The 24,112-nt window shown below is 56.1% G+C and carries 26 protein-coding genes and 1 riboswitch; of the genes, 16 read left to right on the top strand and 10 right to left on the bottom strand.

Annotated features, from left to right (window positions below; genetic code table 11):
* Positions 1–113 precede the first annotated feature (113 nt).
* The 4 genes from thrC (at position 114) to FIV00_RS23955 (ending at position 6,414) form a co-directional block, all read left to right on the top strand.
* The gene (thrC, locus tag FIV00_RS23970) at positions 114–1,520 is read left to right on the top strand and encodes a threonine synthase (RefSeq protein ID WP_152503113.1); all 1,407 of its coding nucleotides are present in this window, start codon (positions 114–116) and stop codon (positions 1,518–1,520) included.
* A gap of 4 nt (positions 1,521–1,524) precedes the next feature.
* Positions 1,525–2,814: a pitrilysin family protein gene (locus FIV00_RS23965; protein WP_152503112.1), complete on the top strand. Its 1,290-nt coding sequence runs from the start codon at positions 1,525–1,527 to the stop codon at positions 2,812–2,814.
* Positions 2,815–2,834: 20 nt separating this feature from the next.
* On the top strand, positions 2,835–3,473 hold the full coding sequence (locus FIV00_RS23960; RefSeq protein WP_152503111.1) for a GNAT family N-acetyltransferase: 639 nt from the start codon (positions 2,835–2,837) through the stop codon (positions 3,471–3,473).
* Positions 3,474–3,579: 106 nt separating this feature from the next.
* On the top strand, positions 3,580–6,414 hold the full coding sequence (locus tag FIV00_RS23955) for an EAL domain-containing protein (RefSeq protein ID WP_173006261.1): 2,835 nt from the start codon (positions 3,580–3,582) through the stop codon (positions 6,412–6,414).
* 41 nt (positions 6,415–6,455) lie between these two features.
* Here the strand turns inward: FIV00_RS23955 and FIV00_RS23950 are convergent, their stop codons facing one another.
* The 4 genes from FIV00_RS23950 to ispH are packed head-to-tail and all read right to left on the bottom strand — an operon-like array spanning position 6,456 to position 9,831.
* Positions 6,456–7,379, bottom strand: coding sequence for a diacylglycerol kinase family protein (locus tag FIV00_RS23950; protein ID WP_209006685.1), 924 nt, complete (start codon positions 7,377–7,379; stop codon positions 6,456–6,458).
* 31 nt (positions 7,380–7,410) lie between these two features.
* Positions 7,411–7,866, bottom strand: coding sequence for a ribonuclease HI (gene rnhA, locus FIV00_RS23945; RefSeq protein ID WP_152503108.1), 456 nt, complete (start codon positions 7,864–7,866; stop codon positions 7,411–7,413).
* Positions 7,863–8,828, bottom strand: coding sequence for a homoserine kinase (thrB, locus tag FIV00_RS23940; RefSeq protein WP_152503107.1), 966 nt, complete (start codon positions 8,826–8,828; stop codon positions 7,863–7,865). Before thrB ends, rnhA begins: the two co-directional genes overlap by 4 nt.
* 4 nt (positions 8,829–8,832) lie before the next feature.
* Positions 8,833–9,831, bottom strand: coding sequence for a 4-hydroxy-3-methylbut-2-enyl diphosphate reductase (gene ispH, locus FIV00_RS23935; protein WP_152503106.1), 999 nt, complete (start codon positions 9,829–9,831; stop codon positions 8,833–8,835).
* A gap of 191 nt (positions 9,832–10,022) precedes the next feature.
* Between ispH and FIV00_RS23930 the strand changes: the two genes are divergently transcribed.
* From FIV00_RS23930 to FIV00_RS23895, 8 genes are all read left to right on the top strand, one after another.
* Complete coding sequence (locus tag FIV00_RS23930; RefSeq protein WP_209006684.1) at positions 10,023–10,607, top strand: hypothetical protein; 585 nt, start codon at positions 10,023–10,025, stop codon at positions 10,605–10,607.
* Between the two features lie 143 nt (positions 10,608–10,750).
* A riboswitch (glycine riboswitch) is annotated at positions 10,751–10,843 on the top strand.
* Positions 10,844–11,019: 176 nt separating this feature from the next.
* The gene (gene gcvT / locus FIV00_RS23925; protein ID WP_152503105.1) at positions 11,020–12,171 is read left to right on the top strand and encodes a glycine cleavage system aminomethyltransferase GcvT; all 1,152 of its coding nucleotides are present in this window, start codon (positions 11,020–11,022) and stop codon (positions 12,169–12,171) included.
* Between the two features lie 27 nt (positions 12,172–12,198).
* Complete coding sequence (gcvH, locus tag FIV00_RS23920) at positions 12,199–12,570, top strand: glycine cleavage system protein GcvH (protein WP_152503104.1); 372 nt, start codon at positions 12,199–12,201, stop codon at positions 12,568–12,570.
* 3 nt (positions 12,571–12,573) lie between these two features.
* Positions 12,574–13,059 (top strand): OsmC family protein, encoded by a 486-nt coding sequence (locus FIV00_RS23915; protein WP_152503103.1) that lies wholly within the window; start codon positions 12,574–12,576, stop codon positions 13,057–13,059.
* 247 nt (positions 13,060–13,306) lie between these two features.
* Positions 13,307–14,653 (top strand): aminomethyl-transferring glycine dehydrogenase subunit GcvPA, encoded by a 1,347-nt coding sequence (gcvPA, locus tag FIV00_RS23910; protein ID WP_152503102.1) that lies wholly within the window; start codon positions 13,307–13,309, stop codon positions 14,651–14,653.
* Complete coding sequence (gcvPB, locus tag FIV00_RS23905) at positions 14,650–16,242, top strand: aminomethyl-transferring glycine dehydrogenase subunit GcvPB (RefSeq protein ID WP_152503101.1); 1,593 nt, start codon at positions 14,650–14,652, stop codon at positions 16,240–16,242. The genes gcvPA and gcvPB overlap by 4 nt, the downstream gene beginning before the upstream one ends.
* A 122-nt stretch (positions 16,243–16,364) precedes the next feature.
* Positions 16,365–16,832: a MarR family winged helix-turn-helix transcriptional regulator gene (locus FIV00_RS23900; protein WP_152503100.1), complete on the top strand. Its 468-nt coding sequence runs from the start codon at positions 16,365–16,367 to the stop codon at positions 16,830–16,832.
* Between the two features lie 22 nt (positions 16,833–16,854).
* The gene (locus tag FIV00_RS23895) at positions 16,855–17,508 is read left to right on the top strand and encodes a cysteine hydrolase family protein (RefSeq protein WP_152503099.1); all 654 of its coding nucleotides are present in this window, start codon (positions 16,855–16,857) and stop codon (positions 17,506–17,508) included.
* A 51-nt stretch (positions 17,509–17,559) separates the two neighbouring features.
* Here the strand turns inward: FIV00_RS23895 and FIV00_RS23890 are convergent, their stop codons facing one another.
* A complete protein-coding gene (locus FIV00_RS23890) occupies positions 17,560–18,228 on the bottom strand; it encodes a glutathione S-transferase family protein (protein ID WP_152503098.1) in 669 nt (222 codons plus the stop codon).
* 95 nt (positions 18,229–18,323) lie between these two features.
* On the opposite strand from FIV00_RS23890, the gene FIV00_RS23885 reads away from it, so the two are divergent.
* Positions 18,324–18,776 carry a MarR family winged helix-turn-helix transcriptional regulator gene (locus FIV00_RS23885; protein WP_152503097.1) on the top strand — a complete coding sequence of 151 codons (453 nt, stop codon included), beginning with the start codon at positions 18,324–18,326 and terminating at the stop codon, positions 18,774–18,776.
* Between the two features lie 222 nt (positions 18,777–18,998).
* A complete protein-coding gene (gene tyrS, locus FIV00_RS23880; RefSeq protein WP_152503096.1) occupies positions 18,999–20,276 on the top strand; it encodes a tyrosine--tRNA ligase in 1,278 nt (425 codons plus the stop codon).
* Between the two features lie 5 nt (positions 20,277–20,281).
* Here tyrS and FIV00_RS23875 read toward each other — a convergent pair whose 3' ends face one another.
* The 4 genes from FIV00_RS23875 to FIV00_RS23860 all read right to left on the bottom strand — a co-directional run bounded on the left by FIV00_RS23875 (position 20,282) and on the right by FIV00_RS23860 (position 22,201).
* Positions 20,282–20,842 carry a DUF4166 domain-containing protein gene (locus FIV00_RS23875; RefSeq protein WP_152503095.1) on the bottom strand — a complete coding sequence of 187 codons (561 nt, stop codon included), beginning with the start codon at positions 20,840–20,842 and terminating at the stop codon, positions 20,282–20,284.
* Positions 20,843–20,996: 154 nt separating this feature from the next.
* The gene (locus FIV00_RS23870) at positions 20,997–21,200 is read right to left on the bottom strand and encodes a 4-oxalocrotonate tautomerase family protein (RefSeq protein WP_152503094.1); all 204 of its coding nucleotides are present in this window, start codon (positions 21,198–21,200) and stop codon (positions 20,997–20,999) included.
* 3 nt (positions 21,201–21,203) lie between these two features.
* A complete protein-coding gene (locus FIV00_RS23865; RefSeq protein WP_152503093.1) occupies positions 21,204–21,590 on the bottom strand; it encodes a nuclear transport factor 2 family protein in 387 nt (128 codons plus the stop codon).
* On the bottom strand, positions 21,587–22,201 hold the full coding sequence (locus FIV00_RS23860) for a glutathione binding-like protein (RefSeq protein ID WP_152503092.1): 615 nt from the start codon (positions 22,199–22,201) through the stop codon (positions 21,587–21,589). Before FIV00_RS23860 ends, FIV00_RS23865 begins: the two co-directional genes overlap by 4 nt.
* Positions 22,202–22,361: 160 nt before the next feature.
* Here FIV00_RS23860 and FIV00_RS23855 point away from each other — a divergent pair, with 160 nt between their 5' ends.
* Both FIV00_RS23855 and FIV00_RS23850 read left to right on the top strand, forming a co-directional pair.
* Positions 22,362–22,736 carry a helix-turn-helix domain-containing protein gene (locus tag FIV00_RS23855; RefSeq protein ID WP_152503091.1) on the top strand — a complete coding sequence of 125 codons (375 nt, stop codon included), beginning with the start codon at positions 22,362–22,364 and terminating at the stop codon, positions 22,734–22,736.
* Between the two features lie 15 nt (positions 22,737–22,751).
* The gene (locus tag FIV00_RS23850) at positions 22,752–23,468 is read left to right on the top strand and encodes an alpha/beta fold hydrolase (RefSeq protein ID WP_152503090.1); all 717 of its coding nucleotides are present in this window, start codon (positions 22,752–22,754) and stop codon (positions 23,466–23,468) included.
* Here FIV00_RS23850 and FIV00_RS23845 read toward each other — a convergent pair.
* Positions 23,465–24,076: a TetR/AcrR family transcriptional regulator gene (locus tag FIV00_RS23845; protein WP_152503089.1), complete on the bottom strand. Its 612-nt coding sequence runs from the start codon at positions 24,074–24,076 to the stop codon at positions 23,465–23,467. The genes FIV00_RS23850 and FIV00_RS23845 overlap by 4 nt on opposite strands.
* Positions 24,077–24,112 lie beyond the last annotated feature (36 nt).

The raw sequence follows: 24,112 nt of genomic DNA, 5'->3' as shown, positions 1-24,112 counted from the left end.
GGCATGGTTTGTTTCAAATCCGCTGGCTTTGAAGTAGTCTTCATGTCTGGCAGATCGGGCAAGGGGCTTAAGGGCGCCCCGAAACAAGATCAAATCGAAAGGAAAGTTGCGCGGTGAAATACACGAGCACCCGTGGTGAAGCACCAGTTCTGGAATTTTCCGATGTCCTGCTCCAGGGGCTTGCCCGCGACGGTGGTTTGTATTTGCCGGAAACGTGGCCGCAATTCGATGCCGAAACCATAGCGTCCTTCGCCGGGAAGCCCTATGAGGACGTTGCCTTCCAGGTAATGCAGCCTTTTGTCGGCGGTGACATCCCGGATGACGATCTGAAGTCCATGATCAGCGAAGCCTATCAAGGCTTCCGGCATCCCGCAGTGACGCCGTTGGTCCAGACCGACGCGAACACTTTTGTTCTGGAACTCTTTCACGGGCCCACGCTGGCGTTCAAGGACGTCGCCATGCAGCTGCTTGGCCGCATGATGGATTATGTCTTGGCCAAGCGCGGTCTCCGCGCAACGATCGTGGGCGCGACCTCGGGCGATACCGGTGGTGCCGCCATAGATGCGTTCCGGGGACGAGAGAGAACCGATATATTCATCCTGTTTCCGGACGGTCGGGTGTCCAATGTCCAGCGGCGGCAAATGACGACACCTGAAGATGCCAACGTGCATGCTTTGGCACTGACCGGGAACTTTGACGACTGCCAGGCAATCGTCAAAGGCATGTTCAATCATTTCTCGTTCCGTGATCGGGTCGCGTTGTCCGGAGTCAACTCGATCAACTGGGCACGAATTCTTGCGCAGATCGTCTATTACTTCGTCGCCGGAGCTGCTTTGGGATCTCCGCATCGGAAGGTTTCTTTCACAGTGCCGACGGGCAATTTCGGCGATATCTTTGCCGGCTATGCAGCGATGAAAATGGGACTTCCGGTCGAAAAATTGATCGTTGCGACCAATGTCAACGACATTCTGGCGCGCACTCTTGAGACTGGACGCTATGAAAAGCGCGGCGTGACGCCGACGATTTCACCATCGATGGACATTCAGGTTTCCTCCAACTTCGAGCGCCTCCTTTCGGAAGTGTGTGGCAAGGACGGAGCAGTCGTTCAGCGCATGATGAACCAGCTTGCGCAGTCCGGCAGCTTCACGATCGATGACGGTCCGCTTGCCGATATGCGACGCTCCTTTGGCGCCGGGCGGTGTGATGAAGCACAAACGTCTTCAACGATTGCACGGGTCTGGGAAGACGCGGGATACCTTCTGGACCCGCACACCGCTATCGGTGTGCATGTTGCAAAGGAGCAGAACGATGGTTCTGTTCCCATGGTGGTTCTGGGAACGGCTCATCCGGCCAAATTCCCGGATGCAGTCGAAAAAGCGGCTGGCATACACCCGGAATTGCCGGAAAATCTGAAAGACATGATGAGCGCGGAGGAGCGCCAGCAAATATTGGCGGCAGATCAGGACGTGGTGGAGCGATATATCGAAGATCACGCCCGGGCCGTCACCGCTGGGGTGTGACTATATGAAAGTACAAACAACTGTTCTTGAAAACGGGATGACGGTCGTCACCGACCAGATGCCTTACCTGAAAACAGCGGCGCTTGGGATCTGGGTCCGAACGGGGTCTCGAGCGGAACTGGTGAACCAGAACGGTATCACCCACCTTCTTGAACACATGGCTTTCAAAGGCACGAAATCGCGCACGGCGAGAGGTATTGCCGAGGAAATCGAGGCCGTCGGTGGAGAGCTGAACGCCTCGACCAGTATTGAGCACACCAACTACTACGCCCGCATTCTAGCTGAAGACATGCCGCTGGCAGTCGATATTCTGGCAGACATTCTGCAGAACTCCACATTCGACGCTCAAGAACTGATGCGCGAACAACATGTGATCCTGCAGGAAATCGGTGCGGCCGCCGATTCCCCTGAAGATCAGGCATTTGATCTGTTCCAGTCGACAGCCTGGCCCGACCAGCCGATCGGCAGGCCCATTCTGGGCACGCCGGAGACGGTGCAGGGCTTCAATCGGGACGCGTTGAACACCTATCTGGCGGAACGGTATCGGGCTCCCGACATGGTTCTGGCCGCAGCCGGTGCCGTTGATCATGACGAACTGGTTGCGATGGCCCGGGAAAAACTGGGCGGTTTCAGCAGCGAAGCTGCTTCGCAGGAGTCTGAAGCCCGCTATCGGGGTGGCGAGACCTTGCGCACCAAGGATCTCATGGAAGCTCAGGTGCTCATGGGCTTTGAAGGCAGGCCTTATAAGTCCAAGGATTATTACGCCATTCAGATCCTCGCTTCTGTGCTTGGTGGTGGGATGTCCTCGCGGCTGTTCCAGGAGATCCGCGAAAAACACGGGTTGTGTTACGCAATCTACAGCTTCCATTGGGCGTTTTCCGACACCGGTCTGTTCGGGCTTCATGCTGCGACCAGCCACGAAGACCTCGGCGCTCTGATGCCGATGATTGCAGATGAGCTGGTTTCCGCCACACAGACGATTACGGACGATGAAGTGGCCAGGTCACGCGCGCAGATCCGCGCCGGCCTGATGATGGCGCTGGAAAGCCCTGCGGCACGCGCCGGGCAGATCGCACGGCAGATCCTCGTTCATGGACGCGTCCTGGGTCCGGACGAAATCTCGGCCAAGATAGATGCGGTGACTGCTGCGGATATCCGGCGCGTCGCGCACGAAACCTTTGTCGGCGCGACGCCGACACTGACTGCAATTGGGCCAGTTGATGGCATCATGACCGCAGCAGAGCTTGCGGACAGGCTACAACAGGGACCGGTTCTGCAGGCAGCTTCCATGTAATTGGCTGGAGGCGTGTAAGCATGGCACTGCTACGGCCGGGAACATCGCCTGACGCCGAACTGCTGATCGAAGCCGGCGGTTACTTTCTGCGTCCTCCGATCATGTCCGACTATAAGGAATGGTCGGAGCTGCGCGCCGAAAGTAGGAGGTTTCTGAAGCCCTGGGAACCTTTATGGCCTTCCGACGATCTGACAAAGTCAGGTTTTCGCCGCCGTCTGCGCCGTTATGCGAAGGATCGTAAAGAAGGCCGCAGCCTCTCATTTCTGCTGTTTCGAGCCAAACAACACCAGATCCTCGGTGGCCTGACGCTGAGCAACATTCGCCGTGGTGTGAGCCAGACAGCGACCCTCGGCTATTGGATGGGGGAACGGCATGCGGGGAAAGGTCATATGTCTTCCGCGGTCGCCATGATCTTGCCGTTTTGTTTCGGCGTTTTGAACCTTCACCGAATTGAAGCGGCGTGTCTTCCGACCAACATGCCGTCTATCCGACTACTCGAGAATGCAGGGTTCCACAGAGAAGGCTATGCGCGCAACTATCTGTTAATTAACGGGACCTGGCAAGATCATCTCTTGTTTGCCTGTTTGGCGGAAGATCACGCATCGCGGCTGGAAAAGGTGGCACCGAGTGTTGACGGTATCTTGAAAGAATTCTTGTGAGATGCGCAACAACCCGGTAGTTCTTCGCCCCATGTCGCATACGTTACCGGACACACACGTCAGCGTTCTGAAACGCATTGTCATAGCACTGTGGTTGATCTTCGTGATGCTTGTCGCCTTGCCGGCTCAAGCTCTTGAACCGATCCCCGTGCCGATTGACATCGAAGCGCTGGATATCACCAATTCCGTTGAGCTTCACAGGGAAGCGGGGACGCGGCTGCAGGTCTCCACGGCACCCGGTGCTGACGGGATTGTCCGCCGGATCGAGGTTCCCTCGCTAGATGGCACAAACACAAATTGGGCTGTTTTTGCTCTGGCCAACACCAGTGACGAACAAATCGACCGTTTGATTGTCGCGCCGAACTACAAACTTGTCAGTTCCGACATCTTCTGGCCGGACCTCGGCTCCTCGCGTATCGCCACGATTACCCCAAGCCAGGGCATCGCCCCGCAGCGTCAGAAAAGTCTGGAGGCAGATGTTTTCCTTGTGACGCTCGACCCGGGTTCTATCGTGACTTTTGTCGCGGAACTGACAACACCCAATCTGCCTGAAATCCGCATCTGGGAACCGGATGTCTATAAGGAAACCATCAACGCCTACACGCTTTACCGAGGCATTATTCTGGGTATTTCAGGCTTGCTGGCGCTCTTCCTGACGATCTTGTTCGTCGTAAAGGGAACGGTCATGTTCCCCGCAACAGCAGCACTTGCCTGGTCGGTGCTCGCCTATTTGTGTATCGATTTCGGCTTCTGGGGCATGGTGTTCAACCTGGAAGGTGGCGGCAGCCAGCTCGCCAGAGCCTGTGCGGAAGTGATGCTTGCGGCCAGCTTGATAATCTTCCTTTATGCCTATCTCAATCTCAATCGTTGGAACATTCACTATTCTCACCTCGCATTGACGACATTGATCCTCATTCTGGGGCTCTTGGGCGTTGCCGTCTGGGATCCGTCGGTCGCCGCCGGTATTGCGCGGCTTTCATTGGGTGTGATTGGCGTTCTGGGTTTCGTGACAATCGCGGTGCTGGCCTTTCAGCATTACGACAGAGCAATCCTGCTCATCCCCACCTGGTGTCTGTTGATTGCCTGGCTGATTGGCGCCGCCATGTCCGTGACCGGATATCTTGGCAACGACATCGTTCAACCGGCACTGGGTGGTGGTCTGGTTCTGATTGTTCTTCTGATCGGCTTTACAGTGATGCAGCACGCCTTCGCGGGCGGAGCCATCGCGCAGGGCCTGATCTCCGATGTGGAACGCAAAGCCTTGGCGCTGACCGGGGCAGGCGACATCATCTGGGATTGGGATATCGACCGGGACCGGATCTTTACCGGCAACGAAGTTGAAGACCTTCTGAGCCTCAAACACGGCACGCTGGAAGGACCGGCCCGCGATTGGCTGGACGTGCTGCACCCGCAGGATCGCGACCGGTTCCGCGCGACGCTCGACGCTGTGATCGATCAGCGCCGTGGTCGTGTGATGCAAACGTTCCGGCTGAGATCTGAAGATGGTCATTTCCGTTGGTTCCGGCTGCGTGCGCGGCCCATCATAGGTTCTGACGGCGAAGTCATCCGTTGCGTCGGGACGCTCTTGGATGTTACCGAAGAACGCACGGCGGAAGAGCGGCTGCTGCATGATGCGGTCCATGACAACCTGACCGGGTTGCCCAACCGAGAGCTCTTTGTCGACCGCCTTCGTACAAGCGTTGTCCGTGCGAAGGCTGAGGAAACGTCCAAACCGACAATTCTGGTTTTGAACCTCGACAGGTTCAAACAGGTCAATGACAGCATAGGACTGTCGGCCGGTGACAGTATTCTTTTGACAGTCGCGCGGCGTCTTGGCCGTCTGATTGGCCAGCAGGACACATTGGGTCGGCTGTCAGGCGACCAGTACGGTCTGGTGCTCTTGTCGGAACAGGAGCCAGACAGAATTGTCGCGCTGGCTGATGCTTTGCGCAAGGCGGTCCGTGCACCGATCACCTTCGGCGACCGGGAGATCTTTCTGACCTGTTCGGTCGGCATCTCGTTTTTTGAGGGCGGCAAGCAGGGTGTTGAGGACATGCTCACCAATGCCGAGATTGCGCTCAATCACGCAAAGCGTCTTGGTGGGGACCGCCAGGAGGTCTTCCGTCCGATCCTGCGCCCACTCGACAAGAACATCGTTGATCTGGAAGCAGATCTCAGAGAGGCGATCAAGAAGGAGACGCTTGGTGTTTTCTTTCAGCCGATCATTCGTCTGGAAGATCAGGCCGTCGCCGGATTTGAGGTTCTTGCTCGCTGGAACCATTCAAAGCGCGGCAAGATTTCTCCATCGGAATTCATTCCGGTTGCCGAGCAGTCCGGTCTGATCAACGAACTCGGCATGTATATGCTGGACAAGGGCGCGCAACAGCTTGCGCATTGGCAGCGAGAGTTTCCGATGCAACGCCCGCTGTTTGCGTCGGTCAACCTGTCCTCGCGTCAGCTGCTCAAGCAGGACTTGATCAACGATGTGAAAGCGGTGTTGTCCAGAACGTCCCTGGAACCGGGGACGCTCAAGCTTGAGCTGACTGAGTCCCTGCTCATGTCGAACCCCGAATACTCCGCGAAGGTTCTGGAACGGTTGCGGGGTCTCGGGGCTGGACTGTCGCTTGATGATTTCGGCACCGGCCATTCTTCGCTGTCTTACCTGCAACGGTTTCCGTTCGACACGATCAAGATTGACCAGTCCTTCGTCAAACCCAACGGGTCGTCAGCGCGGCCTGTTCTACTCAGGACCATCGTTGCCATGGGGCATGATCTGGGTATGCAGGTGGTTGCGGAAGGGGCTGAGAGCGAAAACGACGCCCTGGAGCTTTATCAGCTTGGCTGTGAATATGCGCAAGGCTTCTTCTTCGGGGAAGCGGTCTCCGCCTCTGAGGCCACGAAGATCCTGCGCAAAATGCCAGCAGAAGCTGAAAGCGCCTGACAAATGGTCCGCCATTGAAGCGATTGTCATGCGTGCCGGGATTAAGGCACGAGGATTGGCACCGTCTTGTCAGACGCCTGGATTTCCAAGGGCGTCGCCCCAAAAGGGTCGCCGTCCACCTGCGCTGCAACTGTTCTGCCTGCCTTGATCGATGCAACGTTGAACGGCCTCACAGTGGCCCCCTTCGCCTTGTGCAGACGCCCGCTTAGTAGAGCCATCGTATAGCGTATGGACGACCATGGGTCGTCTCTTTCCAGTACCAGCATGTAAAGACCTGGATCGGTGGCACCACCAGGTGAGATCACAAACGGGCCACCATAGCGGTGTGCATTGCATGCGACAGCGAACTTGCCACTGAAATGTTCGCCGTCCAGCGTAACGTCCAAGGGTGCGCTTTTGCGTCTCAGTCCAATGCGGATGGCGGTAACCACATAAGCAAGCTTGCCGAAACGGCGCTTCAGAGAAAGCGGGACGCCGTGAACAACTTCTGCATCGAACCCGGCCGACGCCATAAGGGCAAAGGGCCTGCCATTGGCAATGCCGTAGTGCAGAGGCTTTGTCTTTTGGCCAAGGATCATTTCGGCGACAGCAGCAGCGGTGCGTGGCAATGACAGCTCCAGTGCCAGCACATTTGCCGTGCCGGTGGGGATCACGGCGAGTTGTGGCGGGGCAGGGTGATCCTGGAAACCGGTAAGCGCTTCGTTGATCGAACCATCGCCGCCTGCAACGACGAGTGTCTGGACCGCCAATGCAGGGTCAGCACATGTTTCGCCAATCTCTCCGGCACGCTGCGTCAGGCGGATTTCCGTCGAACGCCCTTGTCGTTCCAACCGTTGTCGAACGTCCTTGAGAAACTGGGCGTCATACCCGCCAGATGTCGGGTTCGCCATTATCAGCACCTTGCCGTTTGAACGCGGCTCGGGCCGGCGTGGTTCAGCCGGTGCTGCCCCCTTGGTATCGCTCACTCGAAATCCTCTGTTGCACGAACAGATCTTGTTATTGGTCGCCGCTCTTATAAGGGGCCATGCCCCCGCGTGCCAGCTCATCGGCACGCTCATTGTCGGGGTGGCCGGCATGACCCTTCACCCAGTGCCAGGTGACGTCGTGCCGTTCTCTTGCTGAGTCGAGAGCTTGCCAAAGGTCTGCATTCTTCACTGGCTTGTTCGCGGCGGTTCGCCAGTTCTTTCGTTTCCAGCCTTCAAGCCATTCTCGAATGCCACTGCGCACGTAGGTGCTGTCTGTGTAAAGGTCCACAGCGCAAGGGCGTTTTAGCGTGTTGAGCGCTTCGATTGCCGCCATCAGTTCCATGCGGTTGTTGGTGGTTTCCTCTTCGCCGCCCTGCAGCTCACGTTCGTGTCCGCCGAAACGCAATATCGCTCCCCAGCCACCTGGTCCGGGGTTCCCGGAGCAGGCACCGTCGGTATAAATCGTAACGCGGTTCTCGGTGCTCATCTTTCCAGTCCATAAGCCTCGGTGGAACTGACCGTTTGGTGAAAACGCAGTTTCTTGACGTATTCCATCGGGTCTTTCGGCGTGACCAATGCACCCGGCGGGACGCTCAACCAGTCATAGAGCCGTGTGAGCAAAAAGCGCAGGGCTGCGCCTCGGCAGAGGATTGGTAACGCCTCATACTCTGCCTCGTTCAGTGGCCGAACGCCTGAGTAGCCTTTCAAAAGCGCCCTGGCTTTGGTCACATTGAAGGAGAGGTCCTGCTCGAAGCACCAGGCATTGAGACAGATGGCAATGTCGTAGGCGAAAGCGTCGTTGCAGGCGAAATAAAAGTCGATCAGACCCGAGAGCTCATCGCCCAGAAAAAAGACATTGTCAGGAAAAAGGTCAGCATGAATGACACCGCCTGGCAAATCCGAGGGCCAGACTTTTTCAAGGTGTTCGAGTTCAGTGGATAGTTCGGCTGTCAGGCCCGGAAGAACGCTGTCGCTGCGGTCTCCGCATTGCTCGAACAAAGGGCGCCAGCCGCTCACATCCAGAGCGTTTTTTCTGAAGCCGTCATAGTCTCGACCGTCGATATGCAACTCGGCCATGGATTTGCCGAGTTCACCACAATGCTCAACGCGGGGCCGTTTGACCCACATGCCTTCCAGAAAGGTAACAAGCGCTGCCGGACGCTCGGCCAGTGTGCCCAACAGCTTGCCTGACTTGGAGGCAACTGGGGTCGGGCAGGACAAACCCTTTGCTGCCAGGTGTTGCAATAGGTTGAGGAAATAGGGGAGGTCATCCGGATTAACCCGCTTTTCGTAGAGGGTCAGAATAAAAGACGCCTTATCCGTATGAACCAGGAAATTGCTGTTTTCGACGCCTTCCGCTATGCCCTTGAAGGAGAGCAAGCGCCCGACATCATATTGGCCGATGAAGTCGCTCAGCTCTTCATCGGTGACTTCGGTGTATACGGCCATTCTCTTACCCGGTGGCTGCCTGGGCCGGGGCAATCATGTCCCGCAATTCCCTTGGCAGATTGAAGGAAATCGTCTCTTCCGCCGTATGAACGGTTTCAACGGTTACATCGAACCGTTCGGCGAAAGCAGTGATGATTTCCTCTACCAGAGTTTCGGGGGCTGATGCACCAGCCGTCAGGCCCAAAGTCCGAACGCCTTCGAAATCCTGCCATTGAATGTCGCTTGCACGCTGGATTAGCACGGAAATCTTGCAACCTGAACGCTCTGCGACCTCACGCAGCCGCTGCGAATTGGAAGAGTTCGGCGCTCCGACAACAATCATTGCATCCACTTTTGGCGCAACATGTTTGACGGCTTCCTGCCGATTGGTCGTCGCGTAGCAAATGTCTTCCTTATGCGGAGCCACGATATCGGGGAATCGCTGCTGCAGCACCGCAACGATGCCGGCAGTGTCATCGACCGAAAGCGTCGTCTGGGTGATGTAAGCAAGAGGCCGGTCGCTTTTGGGCACATAGGCATGAGCGTCATCTTCGGTCTCGATCAGGGTGACCGTGCCTTCTGGCAATTGACCCATGGTTCCGATCACTTCAGGGTGGCCTGCGTGACCGATCAGGAGAACCTCGCGGTCACGGCGGAAATGGATTTCCGCTTCCTTGTGCACCTTCGAAACCAGCGGGCAGGTGGCGTCGAGATAGAACATTTTCCGCGCCTGGGCATCCTCAGGAACGGACTTGGGCACACCATGCGCTGAAAATATAACCGGTCTGTCGCTGTGTTCTGCAGGAATTTCCTCCAGCTCTTCAACGAAGACTGCTCCCTTTGCCTTCAGTCCGTCCACCACGAATTTGTTATGAACAATTTCGTGACGAACATAGACCGGCCGACCGTATTTCGTCAGTGCCAGTTCCACGATCTGGATGGCCCGGTCGACGCCTGCGCAAAAGCCGCGCGGAGCACAAAGCTGAAGGCTGAGAGGCTGTTTTTCCTGTTTGGTCTCGGTCATGGTCCACTTTCGACAAACCCATATGGCCGCAATAAGGGCTTCGCCTCCCTCCCTGTCAAGGGAGGTGCGCTCAAGTGCGCATAATTTCGGCCATAATCTCCTGCTTCATGCATTGTCGCCATCAAGTCTCGCCAAGCATTGCGGGACCTGCTAATAAGCCCCGCCAAGTCGCGTTGCATTCGAATGGGAAAATGATGATCAGAACGTTTCGAGCCGTGTCCGCCACCAAGATTAAGCTTGCCTTCGGGGCGGGCCTGTGTGCCGTGGTTTTGAGTGGGTGCGGTGGAGCGGACAGCGTTGCTGGAAAAGTGATTTCAGGTGGCCGTGAGCCGATTGAAGTGTCGCCGGAAACGTTTGCTCCGCCTGTGCCATGCCCGCCGATGCAGCTGAAACCCAATACGTATCTGATCATGAACTATGTGCGTGGCAAGCAGGACGAGCGTTCGGGTTTGCGGTATCAGGCAACTGTCGAAGACTGGGCTGTGACCTGCACAAGTGAAGCAGATGGCGGGCGTCGCATGAAGCTCGGCTTCTCAGGCGATGTGACGCCAGGACCCGCATGGCAAGGCGGAGATATTGTGCTTCCACTGCGGGTCGCTGTTGTCCCCGGCGGAGAGGACGAGAAACCGCTGAGCTCCGAAATCCTCAAGATCCCGGTTTCGATCGCAGCTGGAGCACCTGCCGAAACCTGGACCCTGATTGAAAACAAATTCACGATACCGGCCGGTGCGAGCGTCAAGGTTGTCTTCGGCTTTGATGAAGGCCGCCGCCGCTAGAGGACCTCTTTCGTAGGATAAAAAAAATAGATTTTGCACGGGCAAACAACAGTTGCGACACGTCGCATATTGACAAGACTTTGTCCGGCTCGCACAATCGCGCCCTAATCAGGGTCGTCCCCTGGTTGGCGTGGTAGCACGCTAAAGCTTATGCGGGAGAGGCCGGATGAAAAGATGCCGGCGCCGAAGGAGCAACCGCCCCGGAAACTCTCAGGCAAAAGGACCGCCTAGGCTAAAACGCTCTGGAAAGCAGTGATCCGTTCAAGCGGACTGCTCACCGAAGGAGTAACCGCTCCGCCGCCTCAGGCGGTCAGCGGGAAATCTCTCAGGTACTCGGACAGAGGGGGTGCAGACAAACCAATGCCTGTGACGGGCGGTTTGAGACTGCGCAACCCCGAACTCGAGGACCGTTATGGCGGAACCCGTTGCAGATACCGATCTGAAACAAACGCCTCTTCACGACCTTCATGTGGAACTTGGTGCGCGTATGGTACCCTTTGCGGGTTATTCCATGCCTGTGCAATTCAAGGCCGGCATTATGGCCGAACATCAGCAAACCCGTTCTAGGGCCGGCTTGTTCGATGTGTCCCATATGGGTCAGGCGTTTCTGATTGGACCCGATCATGAAACCACCGCGCGCGCGCTGGAAGCATTAACCCCGTCGAACTTTGTCGAACTTGGGCTCGGTCGTCAGCGGTACACCGTTCTGTTGAACGACAACGGCGGAATTATCGACGACCTGATGGTTACCCGCTCAATATCGGCTGACGATGACGGTCGGCTCATGCTGGTTGTCAACGCCGCGCGCAAGGATGTCGACTACGCCCATTTTCGTGCCAGACTTCCGGAAAATATCAGGCTTGAAGTGGTCGAGGACCGCGCATTGATCGCCGTGCAGGGGCCGGAAGCCGTTGCTGCAGTCGCTGCACACGCGCCCAAAGCGGCAGAGCTTGCTTTCATGAGCGCATCCTCCATGGAATTTGACGGTATCGACTGTCACATCGCCCGTGCCGGGTATACCGGCGAGGACGGCGTCGAAATGTCCGTTCCCGCGGGTGCAGCCGAAGCAATTGCCCGCGCACTTCTGGCAGATGACAGGGTCGAGCCCATCGGGCTTGGTGCACGTGACAGTTTGCGTCTTGAGGCAGGCCTTTGCCTTTATGGCCACGATATTGATGAAACAACCTCTCCGGTGGAAGGCAATATCACGTTCTGCATGCAGAAACGCCGCCGCGAGGAAGGTGGATTTCCAGGAGCGGCGCGCATCCAGGCCGAACTCCGTGACGGGTCTGACCGGGTTCGTGTCGGATTGCGGCTCGATGGAAAAGCTCCGGCCCGAGAAGGTGCTGAAATAGCACTGCCCGGAGCAGATGTGATCGGAACCGTGACTTCGGGTGGTTTCGCGCCGACCGTCGGCGCTCCGATTGCCATGGGCTTTGTACCGCGCGCGCAGGCTGAAACGGGAACGCAGCTTGAACTCATCGTGCGGGGGCGTCGCTTGCCTGCCACTGTTGCTGACATGCCATTTGTGCCCAACCGCTATTACCGCAAACCAAAATCCTAAAAAAGCTCCAGAGAACGGACGAGAATTATGACCACTTACTACTCCAAAGATCACGAATGGATTGCCGTGGATGGCGATGTCGCCACCGTTGGCATCACGTCCTATGCCCAGGAACAGCTTGGTGACGTTGTCTTTGTCGAACTGCCGGAAGCAGGCAAGACGTTGTCTCAAGGCGACGAGGCCGCCGTGGTTGAATCTGTAAAGGCCGCAAGTGAGGTATACGCACCGATCGATGGTGAAATTGTTGAAGCGAACGACGCGCTTGCAGACGAACCTGCCAAGGTCAACGAGGATCCCGAAGGCGCTGCGTGGTTTTTGAAGATGAAGGTCGGCAATGCGGACCAGCTGAGCGAACTTATGGACGAGGCAGCCTACAAGGCATTCGTGGAGACACTGTAATTCATGGCGGGGCACCACTATTCAGCTAAGATTGAATGGGCATGTGACGGTGACTACGCCGCCAATGCCTATTCTCGTGGGCATATCTGGCGTTTTGACGGGGGACTGGAAGTCCCGGCAAGTGCATCGCCCACGATAGTGCCCCTGCCGCATTCCATAGAAGGGGCCGTTGACCCGGAAGAAGCCCTGGTGGCTGCCATTTCGTCTTGTCACATGATGTCGTTTCTGGACCTTGCCCGCAGGGCAGGTTTCAACGTTGCGAGCTACCGAGACGACGCGCGCGGTGAAATGAGCCGTGTGGCCAGAGGCAAGATGGCGATTACCAAAGTGGTTCTGAAGCCGGAAATCAACTTGGTTGCCGCGGAAGCCCCGGATCCGACCTGGCTTACGGATCTCCACGAGAAGGCGCATGACATCTGTTTCATCGCCAACTCCGTGAAATGTGAAATCGTGGTGGAGCCCGAACCCCTTCGCCTGACGGCACCATGACAACGCGGCGGACGGCCAATGGGGCTCAACGTGCTGGCACAAGCTGTACGAGTGAGGCAAGGGTCGATCGCCTTTAGACCGGTAAAATGCAGCGATGACGGAACTGACCTGAAACGCTGCATGAACCGTAGAAATTGAACCGCTCTGCCGACGAGTGGAAGCGGCTAGCTGAACAGCTGGCCGGACAGGTCCGGAGCAGGATCCGGACACCGTTTGCAGGGTCTGACAACTCTTTGGGAGCTGCCTGATGCGCTATTTGCCATTAAGCAATACCGACCGTGGTGACATGCTTGCACGGATCGGTGTCAATTCGATTGACGACCTGTTTGCCGATATACCGGAAAACGTTCGTCTGGAAGGCCTCCTGGACCTTCCGAAACGCGCAAGCGAAATGCAGGTTGAGCGCAAGCTCTCTGCAATGGCTGAAAAAAACACCTCGGCTGGATCGGTGCCGTTTTTCGTTGGGGCAGGGGCTTACAAACACCATGTTCCTGCGACAGTTGATCATCTGATTCAGCGGTCTGAATTTCTGACGTCCTATACGCCCTACCAGCCGGAAATCACCCAGGGCACTTTGCAGTATCTGTTTGAGTTTCAGACACAGGTTGCCCGGCTGACTGCGATGGATGTTGCAAACGCGTCCATGTATGACGGTTCAACCGGCACCGGTGAAGCTGTCCTGATGGCCCACAGGGTCACGAAGCGCAACAAGGCGGTGCTTTCAGGTGGCCTCCATCCACAATATCGCGAAGTCGTCGAAGGCTTGTCGAACATGTCGGGTGACAGGGTTGTCAGTCTACCAGCCGATCCTATGGGAACTGAAGATATCCTCTCCCAGATTGATGACGAGACATCCTGTGTTGTTGTTCAGTCACCCTCATTCTACGGCCAGCCGATCGACCTGAAGCCGATTGCTGAAAAGGCCCATCAGCACAAGGCCTTGCTGATTGCAGTCTTCACTGAAGTGGTTTCGCTTGGGTTGATCGAACCCCCTGGAACGCAAGGTGCGGACATTGTCGTGGGCGAAGGTCAATCGATTGGCAACGGTCTCAATTTCGGCGGGCCTTATGTTGGCCTCTTTGCCACACGCCAGAAGTATGTTCGCCAGATGCCGGGCCGTCTATGCGGTGAAACTGTCGATGCTGAGGGCAAGCGTGGTTTTGTGCTGACGCTTTCAACGCGTGAGCAGCACATTCGTCGTGACAAGGCGACATCCAACATCTGCACCAACTCCGGACTTTGCTGTCTGGCCTTCACCATTCACATGGCGTTGCTTGGTCAGGCGGGACTGACGAAGCTGGCGAGGATTAACCACGGCAATGCGGTAAGGCTCAGAAAATTGCTCAGCGCCGTGCCCGGTGTCGAAGTGCTGAATGCGGCCTATTTCAACGAATTCACTCTGTCTTTGCCCAAAGTTGCCGAAGACGTTGTTGAGCAACTCGCCGAACGCGGCGTCCTTGCAGGTCTGCCGGTGTCGCGCCTCGAACCTGAGAACAAGGACTTGGCCAATCTACTGGTCGTTGCTTCGACTGAAGTCAACACGGATGAAGACCGGGCTGCCTTCGCAGCCGCGCTGCAGGAGGTGCTGGCATGAGCATGAATACGCAAGGACGCCCCACCGCACCAGGCGAGGCAGGAGAAAGCTTCCGGCCGAAGACTTTCACAGGAAACCGCGCGCTCGATATGGAAGAGCCGCTGCTCTTCGAATTCGGGTCACTTGAAACGACCGGCGTCGATCTTGACGAGGAAGACGGGATCGAGTTTGAACTCGGCGCGTTTGAACGCAAGGCGGACATTGGTCTGGCCGGCCTCGCCGAGCCGGAAGCCATGCGTCATTATGTTCGCCTGTCGCGCAACAACTACGCAATCGACAGCGGTCTTTATCCGCTCGGCTCTTGCACGATGAAGCACAATCCACGGCTGAACGAGAAGATGGCCAGGCTGCCGGGCTTCTCCGACATCCATCCGCTGCAGCCCGTTTCATCTGTTCCGGGTGCGCTGGAACTGATCGACGAGCTCGCCCACTGGCTGATGGTCTCGACAGGGACACATGCAGTGGCCATGAGCCCCAAGGCGGGTGCACATGGTGAACTCTGCGGCATGATGGCGATCAAGGCTGCACATACGGCTGCTGGGCGGGATCCCAAGATCGTGCTCGTGCCGGAAAGCGCCCACGGCACCAATCCGGCGACCGCTGCCCTTCTTGGGTTCAAGGTTGTTTCCATCGATGCCAAGGAGGATGGCACCGTTGACCTGGCAACCTTGAAAAACACCATTGCCGAGCACGCAGAAAACATTGCCGGGATCATGCTGACCAATCCGAATACCTGCGGATTGTTCGAACGGGACGTGAAGGAAATTGCCGACCTGATCCACGACGCAGGTGGCTTCTTCTACTGTGATGGCGCCAACTTCAACGCCATTGTCGGCAAGGCACGCCCGGGGGACCTCGGTGTTGATGCCATGCATATCAACCTGCACAAGACCTTTTCAACGCCCCATGGCGGTGGTGGTCCAGGGTCCGGTCCGGTTGTGCTGTCGGATCGCCTGGCACCCTACGCACCGCTTCCCTTCATTCGAAAGTCCGATGCCGGTCTTGAATTGGTTGAGACGAATGCGGCAACGTCAGACGATGAGCAACCTTTTGGTCGCATGACAGCGTTTCATGGGCAGATGGGCATGTATGTCCGGGCGCTGTCCTACATGATGAGTCATGGTTCTGATGGCCTGAAACAGGCTTCGGAGGATGCAGTCCTGAATGCCAACTATATCCGTGTCGGCCTTCAGGATCTGATGAGCCTTCCGTTTGGTGTCCGCCCCTGCATGCATGAAGTGCTCTTCGATGACAGTTTCCTGAAGGACAGCGGAGTGACCACGCTCGATTTTGCCAAGGCAATGATTGACGAGGGTTATCATCCGATGACCATGTATTTCCCGCTGGTCGTCCATGGTGCAATGCTGATCGAACCGACGGAATCTGAAAGCCGGGCGTCGCTCGATCTGTTTGTCGCGACTATGCGTGACCTGGTCATGAGTGCTCAGCGCGGCGAGACGGAGCGGTTCTCAGGAGCGCCGTATCTTGCTCCACGTCGCCGTCTTGACGAAACCGGTGCTGCCCGCAAGCCGGTCCTGAAATGGACCGAACCGGAACCTGCGCAAGTGACGCCGGAAGCTGCGGAATAAGCTGCATTTTCAGGTTTCCATAACTGAGAACCCCGGCTTTTCGCCGGGGTTTTTGTTTGGCTGAACTTCCCTATTGACAACTAGTCTGTCAAAATGACAATATTATTGTCAAAGAGAGTTTCATGGATAAATCAACCGAACTTTATGAGATCATCCGTTTGATCCGTCCGGTGCACAGACGCCTGGCGCGCGCCGTGGAGGCAAAGCTTCAAGGCACGGATGTAACAGTCGGCATGCGTGCCGTATTGGAAGTGCTTCAGGAGGCAGGTCCGCTTTCGGTCCCCGAAGTTGCCAGAACGCTCTTCCTTGCCCGCCAGCAGATCCAGTTGCTGATGTACGCGCTGGAAGATCAGCATCTGGTAGAGCGAAAACCCAATCCGGCGCACAAGCGCTCACCGCTTTTTGCCCTGACCGAGGCAGGTGAAACGGTTTTTGGTGATATCCGCACAAGGGAGAACGATGAGATCAACGCGGTCTGCGAGCTGTTCTCCGCAGAGGATCTTCAGTCCTCCCAACGGGTTCTTTGCGCCATGCTCGATCATTTTGCCGAGTTCGAGGACGATCCGGATCGGCCCAAAGCGCTTGAATGAAACGACATCAAGGAGGTCCATCATGTCCCTAGTATTGAGTATCGTCGGATTTGTGATCGTCGGTCTTCTGGGGCTCTTTTTCTATTTCGCCTATTTTGTCCGCAAGCTGGGAACACCGACCAAGGGGGCCAGGATCGATAAACGTGTCCGGCCGAACGAAGCTTTGGTTGTTATCGACGTGCAGGAAGATTTCACCCGCAACACTGGCAAGACTGCATTCGATCCAGAAGTGCGCGACGCCGCTCTTGATGAAATCAACAGGATGATTTCTGTCGCGCGTTCGTCCGGTCACGAAGTGGTGTTTGTCAGGAACGTGTTTCGGGACTGGCCCGTCATCCAACTGATGAAACTGGTCGCAAACGGCATTGGAACGCCTGGCCGGGAAGGGCTGAAATTCGATCGCAATCTTGAAATTCGCGATGCGCCTGTTTTTGAAAAATCTATCGGTGACACTTTTTCGAACCCGGATTTCGAGAGCTTTCTTGCAAAGCGTGAAATCGGCCGATTGACACTTGTCGGTCTCGACGCTTGTCATTGCGTCCAGCTAACGGCCAAGGGAGCACTGTCTCGAGGCTATGACGTTGAAATCCGCGAACCGGCAACTTTGACCGCAACGCCGGCCAAATGGACATCCCTGAAGCAGGACCTCACCAAGGCTGGAGCTGCGATCGCCTGAAAGGCGGGTTGAAAGTTAGAGTTATGCTGTTGCCGGTGCCGTGCTTTCGAACTAGTTCAGGAGGCGGGACAGCCAACTGTCCCGCCTGCGCAGAAATGCCTTGAGATCTTCCTGATATGTTCCGGCAACGGCGGCCATCACTGAGGGGCGTTCGGCCAAGTGTCGTCGCCACTTCCCCGTCTTTTTCAGACCGTCCAGGACTTTGAGATCCACAAAGTCATCAAGGACGTCAAAATATCTGAAAACCGGTGCGAAGGCCGCGTCGACCAGAGAAAACGACCCGCCCGCAAAAAAGGGTCCCCTGAGGTCGATTTGATCTTCCAGATGACAGAATTTCGCCCGTAGAGCCTCTTTAGCGGCTTCGAAATCCTGTTCATGTTTCGCGTTGTAGAGCGAACCGATGCCGTTCAGGATCTGTGAGGCAAACTCAACATAGGCCCGATGCCTGGCGCGTTCGACCGGCCCTTCAGGGTGAAGTTTGCCCGGTTGGGTTTCGTCCAGATATTCAACGATTGGAGCGGACTCAAAGAGATAGTGTCCCTCTTCGGTCTTAAGCAGAGGCACCTTTCCAAGCGGTGAGGCCTTTTGAAACCAGTCAGGTTTGTTTGCCAGGTCAATGTAAATCCGATCGAACGGAATGGATTTTTCCGAAAGAACAATGGCCGCCCGCTGAACGTAGGGGCAGAGGGTATGGCTGATGAGAGTTTGAACTTCGATCATGTGATGCTCCAATTTCATGCAGTTGCATATAAGTAAATGCAAGTGCATGAAAATTCAAGATTGATGCATCTGCATTTAAATTGCATTGTCGGACCATGACCAAGAGATCAGAAGAGTTGCCGAACGAAGTGGCGATAAACGCATGGGCACGGCTACATCGTACAAGCAGCACGGCCCTCGAACGCGTCGAAGACAGATTGAAAAAATCGGGTCACCCGCCGCTTTCCTGGTACGATGTGCTGCTTGAACTGCGGCGGGCCAAGGGACAGGGATTGCGTCTGATCGAGATTGAAAAACGCACCTTGCTTGCCCAGTACAACGCCTCACGGCTTGTCGACAGGATCGTTGCAGCCGGTTACGCGGAGAAGCGGAAAGCGCAGGAAGATGGGCGGGGCGTTCTGGTCTATCTGACGTCAGCAGGTGGAAACCTGCTTGATGAAATGTGGCCGACCTACCAAACCGCGATCCAAGAGGATTTCGCCGACAGGTTGACCGAAAGGGACATCGAAACGCTCTTCAAGATCCTCGCAAAACTTTTACCCGACTGAGACGGTTAGCGGATAAGCCACTTGACTCATCCTTTGTCATCTTGCATCAAGCTCTCATGATCAAGACCAGCGCATCCTTTGTGTATTTTTATTACGTCACCGACATACCGGCGGCTGCGTAGGATCTTGCTCACAACATAGACACCTCAAAAGCCGCCGCGTCAGGCGGCTTTTTGGTTTCTAGGACCCAAGCTTCCTGGCGGGGGAACCAGGAAGCGAACTATGACCAAACATATGATCGAAGCCGGGAAACCTGCTTCAAAACTCAAATCGGAAGCGCTCGCAGTGCTTCTTGAGCGTGGGCTCGTGCATCAGTGCACGGACATCGAAGCCCTCGACAACACCCTGTCGCAGGGGCCGATTACTGCGTACGCCGGTTTCGATGCGACCGCGGCCAGCCTCCATGTCGGGCATTTGATGCCGCTCATGACAATGCGTTGGCTGCAGAAACTCGGACATCGCCCGATCATCGTTCTTGGCGGAGGCACAAGCCAGGTTGGAGATCCGAGCTTCCGCAAGGACGCAAGGCCGATGCTCGAAGAACGCCAGATCGCGGCGAACATCGCCTCCATCCGTCGTTCGGTCGAAAGGCTGGTCGACATGGAAGGTGCAGATGGGGCTCTGTTGGTCGACAATGCGGAGTGGCTGAACGAATTTCGCTTCCTGGATTTCCTCCGCGACTATGGCTCTCAGTTCACGGTCAATCGGATGATGACGTTCGACAGCGTCAAATCCCGGCTTGAAGCACAAATGCCGCTGACGGTTCTGGAGTTCTGCTACATGATGCTGCAGGCCGTTGATTTTCTTGAGTTATCCAAACGTCACGATTGCCGTCTACAGGTTGGAGGGTCCGACCAGTGGGGCAACATTGTCAATGGCGTCGAGCTGGGGCGTCGCGATGGCCGCAAGCTTCATGGACTGACCGTACCGCTTCTGACAACGGCAGGCGGGTCCAAGATGGGCAAGACTGCAGCCGGTGCGGTTTGGCTCCACCCTGAGCACCTGTCGCCCTTCGGGTTCTGGCAATTCTGGCGCAACACGGCTGATGCCGATGTTGGAAAATTCCTGCGTCTTTTCACCGAATTGCCGATCAAGGAAGTCGAGCGTCTGTCAGAGTTGCAGGGCGCTGAGCTGAACGAAGCAAAGAAGATACTTGCCACTCAGGTAACGACAATTGTGCACGGCCCGGAAGAAGCGCTGGGTGCTCTGCGGCAGGGGGATGCGCTTTTCGCGGGCGAGGGCGATATTTTGGAGCCAACCCACAAGTTGCCGCTCGCCCGATTGGCTGAGGGACTCGGCCTTTTGGAACTGGTCGTCGCCCTGGGATTTGCCGGATCGAACGGTGAGGCCAGGCGGTTGGTCGAAGGAGGGGCGGTGCGTCTCAACAATCACATTGTCGATGATGCGCGCCGCCGTATCGGAACGGGCGACCTGGGTGCAAATGAGCGTTTGTCCCTTTCGGTCGGCAAACGGCGCAAGGCTCTGGTGGAGTTTGACTGAACCCTTCAGGTTTTCTCGGTTTCGTCCAGAAGCACGGAGGGCTCAAGCCAGCCCGCATACCCAAAGACCTTCCCGACAATTGGGAAGGTCACCTCGACGAAAAACGAGTACTTACCGTTTTTGACCCGCTCACGGCCAATCGCCTTGGGGGAAAGCCACAGGGGAATGGAAAGCGGTCCGAGATAGACTTTTTCCGGTGTCAGGTCGATACCGTCCGGTGTTGCGATGACGCGCATCTTGAACAAGAACGGGCCAAGGCGTTCTTCCATGCAGGGAAAGTTGTCCCGCTTGCCGACCATCATATCTGTTTGAAACGGTTGTTTGCCAAAGACGCGCGTCCACCTTTCACCTCCTTCAATGGGGGCAAAGTGTGTTTCAACGGCGACGCCCTTCCGCGCCTCCGGGAGCCTGGCGAGATAGCAGATCAGTCCGGCAACCGCTGAGCGGCCGCGTGTCACATCGGCAGAACCGGTCGCCACACGGGCAAAGCTGTGCATCCTTCGGATTTCGGGTGGTACCTGATCGAAGTCGGCACCAAGAATTGTCTGGTAGAGCGTGCGAGTCATGGGAAGGTCTTGACGGCAAATTGGCACATTGGTTGAGATGCTGAAGTGCTACAGCCTTGGGATGAACTATGCCAGACCTGTTTTGATGAAGGTGTCTCAGACTGTTCGCAAATGGCAATGAAGCCGGAACAGGCCCGGCTTCATTGATCTATCGTTATGTCCGCCTCGCGCGGTACTCTTTCACTGGCAACCCGCCAATGCCCCAGTTTTCCATTTCGACTTCCTCAATCACCACGAAGGTTGTCGAGGGACTTTTGCCCAGGACGTTGACCAGCAGATCCGTTGCACCCTTGATGAGCTTTGCCTTCTGATCAGGTGAAACCCCTTCGCGGGTGACTTGAATATTGACATAGGGCATCGATCACCTGGCTCCTTTTTCACGGGCTTTGATCTGGAAAATTTTTGCCATGATCTTCCAAGTGCCTTGATCCCGGACAAGGGTCAGTAGATCCACGAAATCCTTGTCGCCAATAGAACAGCGAACACGCGCGAACGCTGTGTTGTCTCCTGCCAGCTGGATCTCGTCCACGACATCATTGCGCCTTTCGCCACGCGACGCAGGCGACTGTCGCCGGGCGACCACAGGGACGTAGTCTTCCATGGTTCTATAGAGCAGGGGTGTTTCATCCGCTGTCGCGTATATGGCCCTTGGATGAAATACCTTTTGCAGCAACGCGGTGTCGCAAAAGTAAAGCGCATCGAAATACTCGGAAAGAACCGATTTGATGGTGCTGGTTGGGTCGCTCATGCTGCAAGGCCCTCTTCCTCGAGCGTCCTTTGTGCAGCTGGCCGCGCTTTAATCCGAGCAATATAGTCAACGATTGCCGGCCATTCGCTCAGAGAGACACCGATGAAGTTGCTCCAATTCAGGATGACGAAGGCATAGGCGTCGACAACCGAGAAGGCGTCGCCCAACAGATAGCGACCACCACCGTCGAGCAGATTGTCAAAATCTGATAGTTTGGCGTTCAACTTGTCGAGATTTTCCCGGGTCTGCGCTTCTGAAAAGTCCTTGCCGGAAAAGTAGGGACTGAAGGCCTTGTGCAGTTCCGAGGACAGGAAGCTCAAGAGTTCCAGCTGCCGAAAACGGTCCAGAGGATTTCCGGCACTGTCTGATGAGAGTTCCGGAAAATTTTCTCCGATCCAATGAAGAACAGAAACATTCTCGGTCAGCACATAGCCGTTTTCAAATTCCAGGGCAGGCACATAGCCCCGAGGGTTGGTCTCGGAAAAGGAAGCGCCGCTTTCCGTAAGACCGGCTTCTGTGTCGACCTTTTCAAGACTGTAGTTTGCATTGGCTTCATTCAAGAGCAGGTGTGCGGCCATGGAACAAGCGCCGGGTTTATAAAAGAGTTTCATGTTTCAGGTTCCCATATTGCGGTTTGGAGGTCCTGAAAGTGTGAGATCTGATATCTATTGACAAGTAGGTTTCTATTGGTAACTTGAATTTTCGAGTTACCGCCGGGAAACCTGATTTCGCCGACGTGACTTGGAAACCAGGGCAAGTGAAAGAGATGTCATGCCGTTGAAAATGCGCAAGAACCAGAGCCCGAAGCCGCCAGAACCCTGCATGTTGACTGAGTGTATGCAAGTGATTGCCGGGGCATGGGCGCCGAACGTGATCTGGAGCCTGCGTGCGGGACCGAGACGCTTCAACGAGTTGAAAAGTGATATTCCCCCAGTCTCTTCCAAGGTCTTATCTGCACGCTTGTCTGAACTGGAAAGCCGGGGTGTTTTGCTCCGCCACGTGCGCCCGACGTCACCGCCGTCCGTCGAATATGAGCTGACCGACCTCGGTCTGGAGCTCATTCCAGCTCTTGAAGCGATTGTGCAGGTGGGGCACAAACTCAAACAGTTGCAGGGGTATCAGTTTGAGCAAGACGCGGCTGAATAGACCCGGGATAGCCTTATGACTTCCAAAACATATGTTTTTGTGCACGGCGTCTGGCATGGCGGTTGGTGCTGGTCTCGCGTTGCAGACATTCTGCGTAAGCGTGGCCACAGCGTCAGCGCACCGACCCAAACAGGTCTGGGTGAAAGAGCACATCTTTTGTCCAAGGACATAACCATCCGGACTTTCGTTGAGGACATTGTCGCGCATCTTCAGTTCGAGGATTTGAGAGACGTTGTTCTGGTCGGTCACAGTTTCGGAGGAATTCCAATTACCGGCGTTGCCGATCTTCTTCCGGACAGGATCGCAAAACTTGTCTATCTTGACGCGATCATGCTGAATTCAGGTGAAACCTGGATGGACCTGTTGCCTGAGGATATGGCGCGTGACCGCACGGATTTGGCCAATCAAACCAGTGGAGGTTTGAGCCTGCCTCCAGCTCCTCCCGAGAGTTTTGGCGTGACACGCCCGCAAGATGTGGCCTTTCTCCAGCCAAGGCTGACCCCGCATCCGTTTCGAACCTTCACAACCGCGCTGAACCTGAACAATCCGATCGGCAACGGCATTCCGGCCGCATATATCGAATGCACGGATCCGCCGTATCGACCGGCGAAAGTGGCCCTGGAACGGGCGCAAGGCTTTGGATGGCCTGTGACCCGGATTGCATCCGGCCACGATGCGATGGTGACAGAGCCATTGGCTTTGGCGGATATTCTGGAGAATGATCTACCCTAAGCCTCCCGCAAGGCGGCAGCCAGCATATTCGCCTGGGTGTGCAGCACTGTTCTGCTTGCGTTTTGCCCCCTGACGATCATTCTCCAATAAAGAGGTGCTGGTAGGGTATCCAAGATCAGGTCCCGATCGACGGTTTGACCAAGCTCGCCCCGCGAAACGGCCCGGTTGATCAGGTCTTGAAATCGTGCGCGCCGTTCTGCTGCAAGATGATCAAGTACGGACGTTATCTCGCCTCCACGAGCGCGCTCTGCTTCAAGGTCAGGAAGGATTCTCCTTACAAGCGGATGTCTCAAGACGCGTCTGAGATTAAGCAGAAAAGCCTGGACATCTTCCTGCAGTGATCCGCAATCCGGGGTTTCCACCAAGGGAATTGCGGTCTCCTTGATTGCATCGCTACAAAACAAGAGCTTTGAAGGCCAACGTCGATAGATAGCCGCTTTGCCGGCCTGCGCACGCGACGCGACCCTTTCCAGGCTGATGGCCGCATATCCTCGTTCCGCCCATTCTTCGAACAACGCTCTGTAGAGAGCCTGAGTCAGCTCGGGCCTTTTCAACGCTGCACCGGCAGGTTTTCGTGATTTTTTTTCGTCGATACGGTTGCGTTCCATCGAAACTCTCCTAAATAGGATGAGACGGTAGCGTTC

The organism is Labrenzia sp. THAF82 (assembly GCF_009363435.1).
Classification (GTDB): domain Bacteria; phylum Pseudomonadota; class Alphaproteobacteria; order Rhizobiales; family Stappiaceae; genus Roseibium; species Roseibium porphyridii.
This window is presented reverse-complemented; position numbering and strand designations above follow the sequence as displayed.

What these genes read in the sequence shown, in the direction of transcription:
- FIV00_RS23965 (WP_152503112.1), top strand. Translation starts at nt 1,525, where the DNA reads ATGAAAGTACAAACAACTGTTCTTGAAAACGGGATGACGGTCGTCACC.
- FIV00_RS23960 (WP_152503111.1), top strand. Translation starts at nt 2,835, where the DNA reads ATGGCACTGCTACGGCCGGGAACATCGCCTGACGCCGAACTGCTGATC.
- FIV00_RS23955 (WP_173006261.1), top strand. Translation starts at nt 3,580, where the DNA reads ATGCTTGTCGCCTTGCCGGCTCAAGCTCTTGAACCGATCCCCGTGCCG.
- rnhA (WP_152503108.1), bottom strand. Translation starts at nt 7,866, where the DNA reads ATGAGCACCGAGAACCGCGTTACGATTTATACCGACGGTGCCTGCTCC.
- thrB (WP_152503107.1), bottom strand. Translation starts at nt 8,828, where the DNA reads ATGGCCGTATACACCGAAGTCACCGATGAAGAGCTGAGCGACTTCATC.
- ispH (WP_152503106.1), bottom strand. Translation starts at nt 9,831, where the DNA reads ATGACCGAGACCAAACAGGAAAAACAGCCTCTCAGCCTTCAGCTTTGT.
- FIV00_RS23930 (WP_209006684.1), top strand. Translation starts at nt 10,023, where the DNA reads ATGATGATCAGAACGTTTCGAGCCGTGTCCGCCACCAAGATTAAGCTT.
- gcvT (WP_152503105.1), top strand. Translation starts at nt 11,020, where the DNA reads ATGGCGGAACCCGTTGCAGATACCGATCTGAAACAAACGCCTCTTCAC.
- gcvH (WP_152503104.1), top strand. Translation starts at nt 12,199, where the DNA reads ATGACCACTTACTACTCCAAAGATCACGAATGGATTGCCGTGGATGGC.
- FIV00_RS23915 (WP_152503103.1), top strand. Translation starts at nt 12,574, where the DNA reads ATGGCGGGGCACCACTATTCAGCTAAGATTGAATGGGCATGTGACGGT.
- gcvPA (WP_152503102.1), top strand. Translation starts at nt 13,307, where the DNA reads ATGCGCTATTTGCCATTAAGCAATACCGACCGTGGTGACATGCTTGCA.
- gcvPB (WP_152503101.1), top strand. Translation starts at nt 14,650, where the DNA reads ATGAGCATGAATACGCAAGGACGCCCCACCGCACCAGGCGAGGCAGGA.
- FIV00_RS23900 (WP_152503100.1), top strand. Translation starts at nt 16,365, where the DNA reads ATGGATAAATCAACCGAACTTTATGAGATCATCCGTTTGATCCGTCCG.
- FIV00_RS23895 (WP_152503099.1), top strand. Translation starts at nt 16,855, where the DNA reads ATGTCCCTAGTATTGAGTATCGTCGGATTTGTGATCGTCGGTCTTCTG.
- FIV00_RS23890 (WP_152503098.1), bottom strand. Translation starts at nt 18,228, where the DNA reads ATGATCGAAGTTCAAACTCTCATCAGCCATACCCTCTGCCCCTACGTT.
- FIV00_RS23885 (WP_152503097.1), top strand. Translation starts at nt 18,324, where the DNA reads ATGACCAAGAGATCAGAAGAGTTGCCGAACGAAGTGGCGATAAACGCA.
- tyrS (WP_152503096.1), top strand. Translation starts at nt 18,999, where the DNA reads ATGACCAAACATATGATCGAAGCCGGGAAACCTGCTTCAAAACTCAAA.
- FIV00_RS23875 (WP_152503095.1), bottom strand. Translation starts at nt 20,842, where the DNA reads ATGACTCGCACGCTCTACCAGACAATTCTTGGTGCCGACTTCGATCAG.
- FIV00_RS23870 (WP_152503094.1), bottom strand. Translation starts at nt 21,200, where the DNA reads ATGCCCTATGTCAATATTCAAGTCACCCGCGAAGGGGTTTCACCTGAT.
- FIV00_RS23865 (WP_152503093.1), bottom strand. Translation starts at nt 21,590, where the DNA reads ATGAGCGACCCAACCAGCACCATCAAATCGGTTCTTTCCGAGTATTTC.
- FIV00_RS23860 (WP_152503092.1), bottom strand. Translation starts at nt 22,201, where the DNA reads ATGAAACTCTTTTATAAACCCGGCGCTTGTTCCATGGCCGCACACCTG.
- FIV00_RS23855 (WP_152503091.1), top strand. Translation starts at nt 22,362, where the DNA reads ATGCCGTTGAAAATGCGCAAGAACCAGAGCCCGAAGCCGCCAGAACCC.
- FIV00_RS23850 (WP_152503090.1), top strand. Translation starts at nt 22,752, where the DNA reads ATGACTTCCAAAACATATGTTTTTGTGCACGGCGTCTGGCATGGCGGT.
- FIV00_RS23845 (WP_152503089.1), bottom strand. Translation starts at nt 24,076, where the DNA reads ATGGAACGCAACCGTATCGACGAAAAAAAATCACGAAAACCTGCCGGT.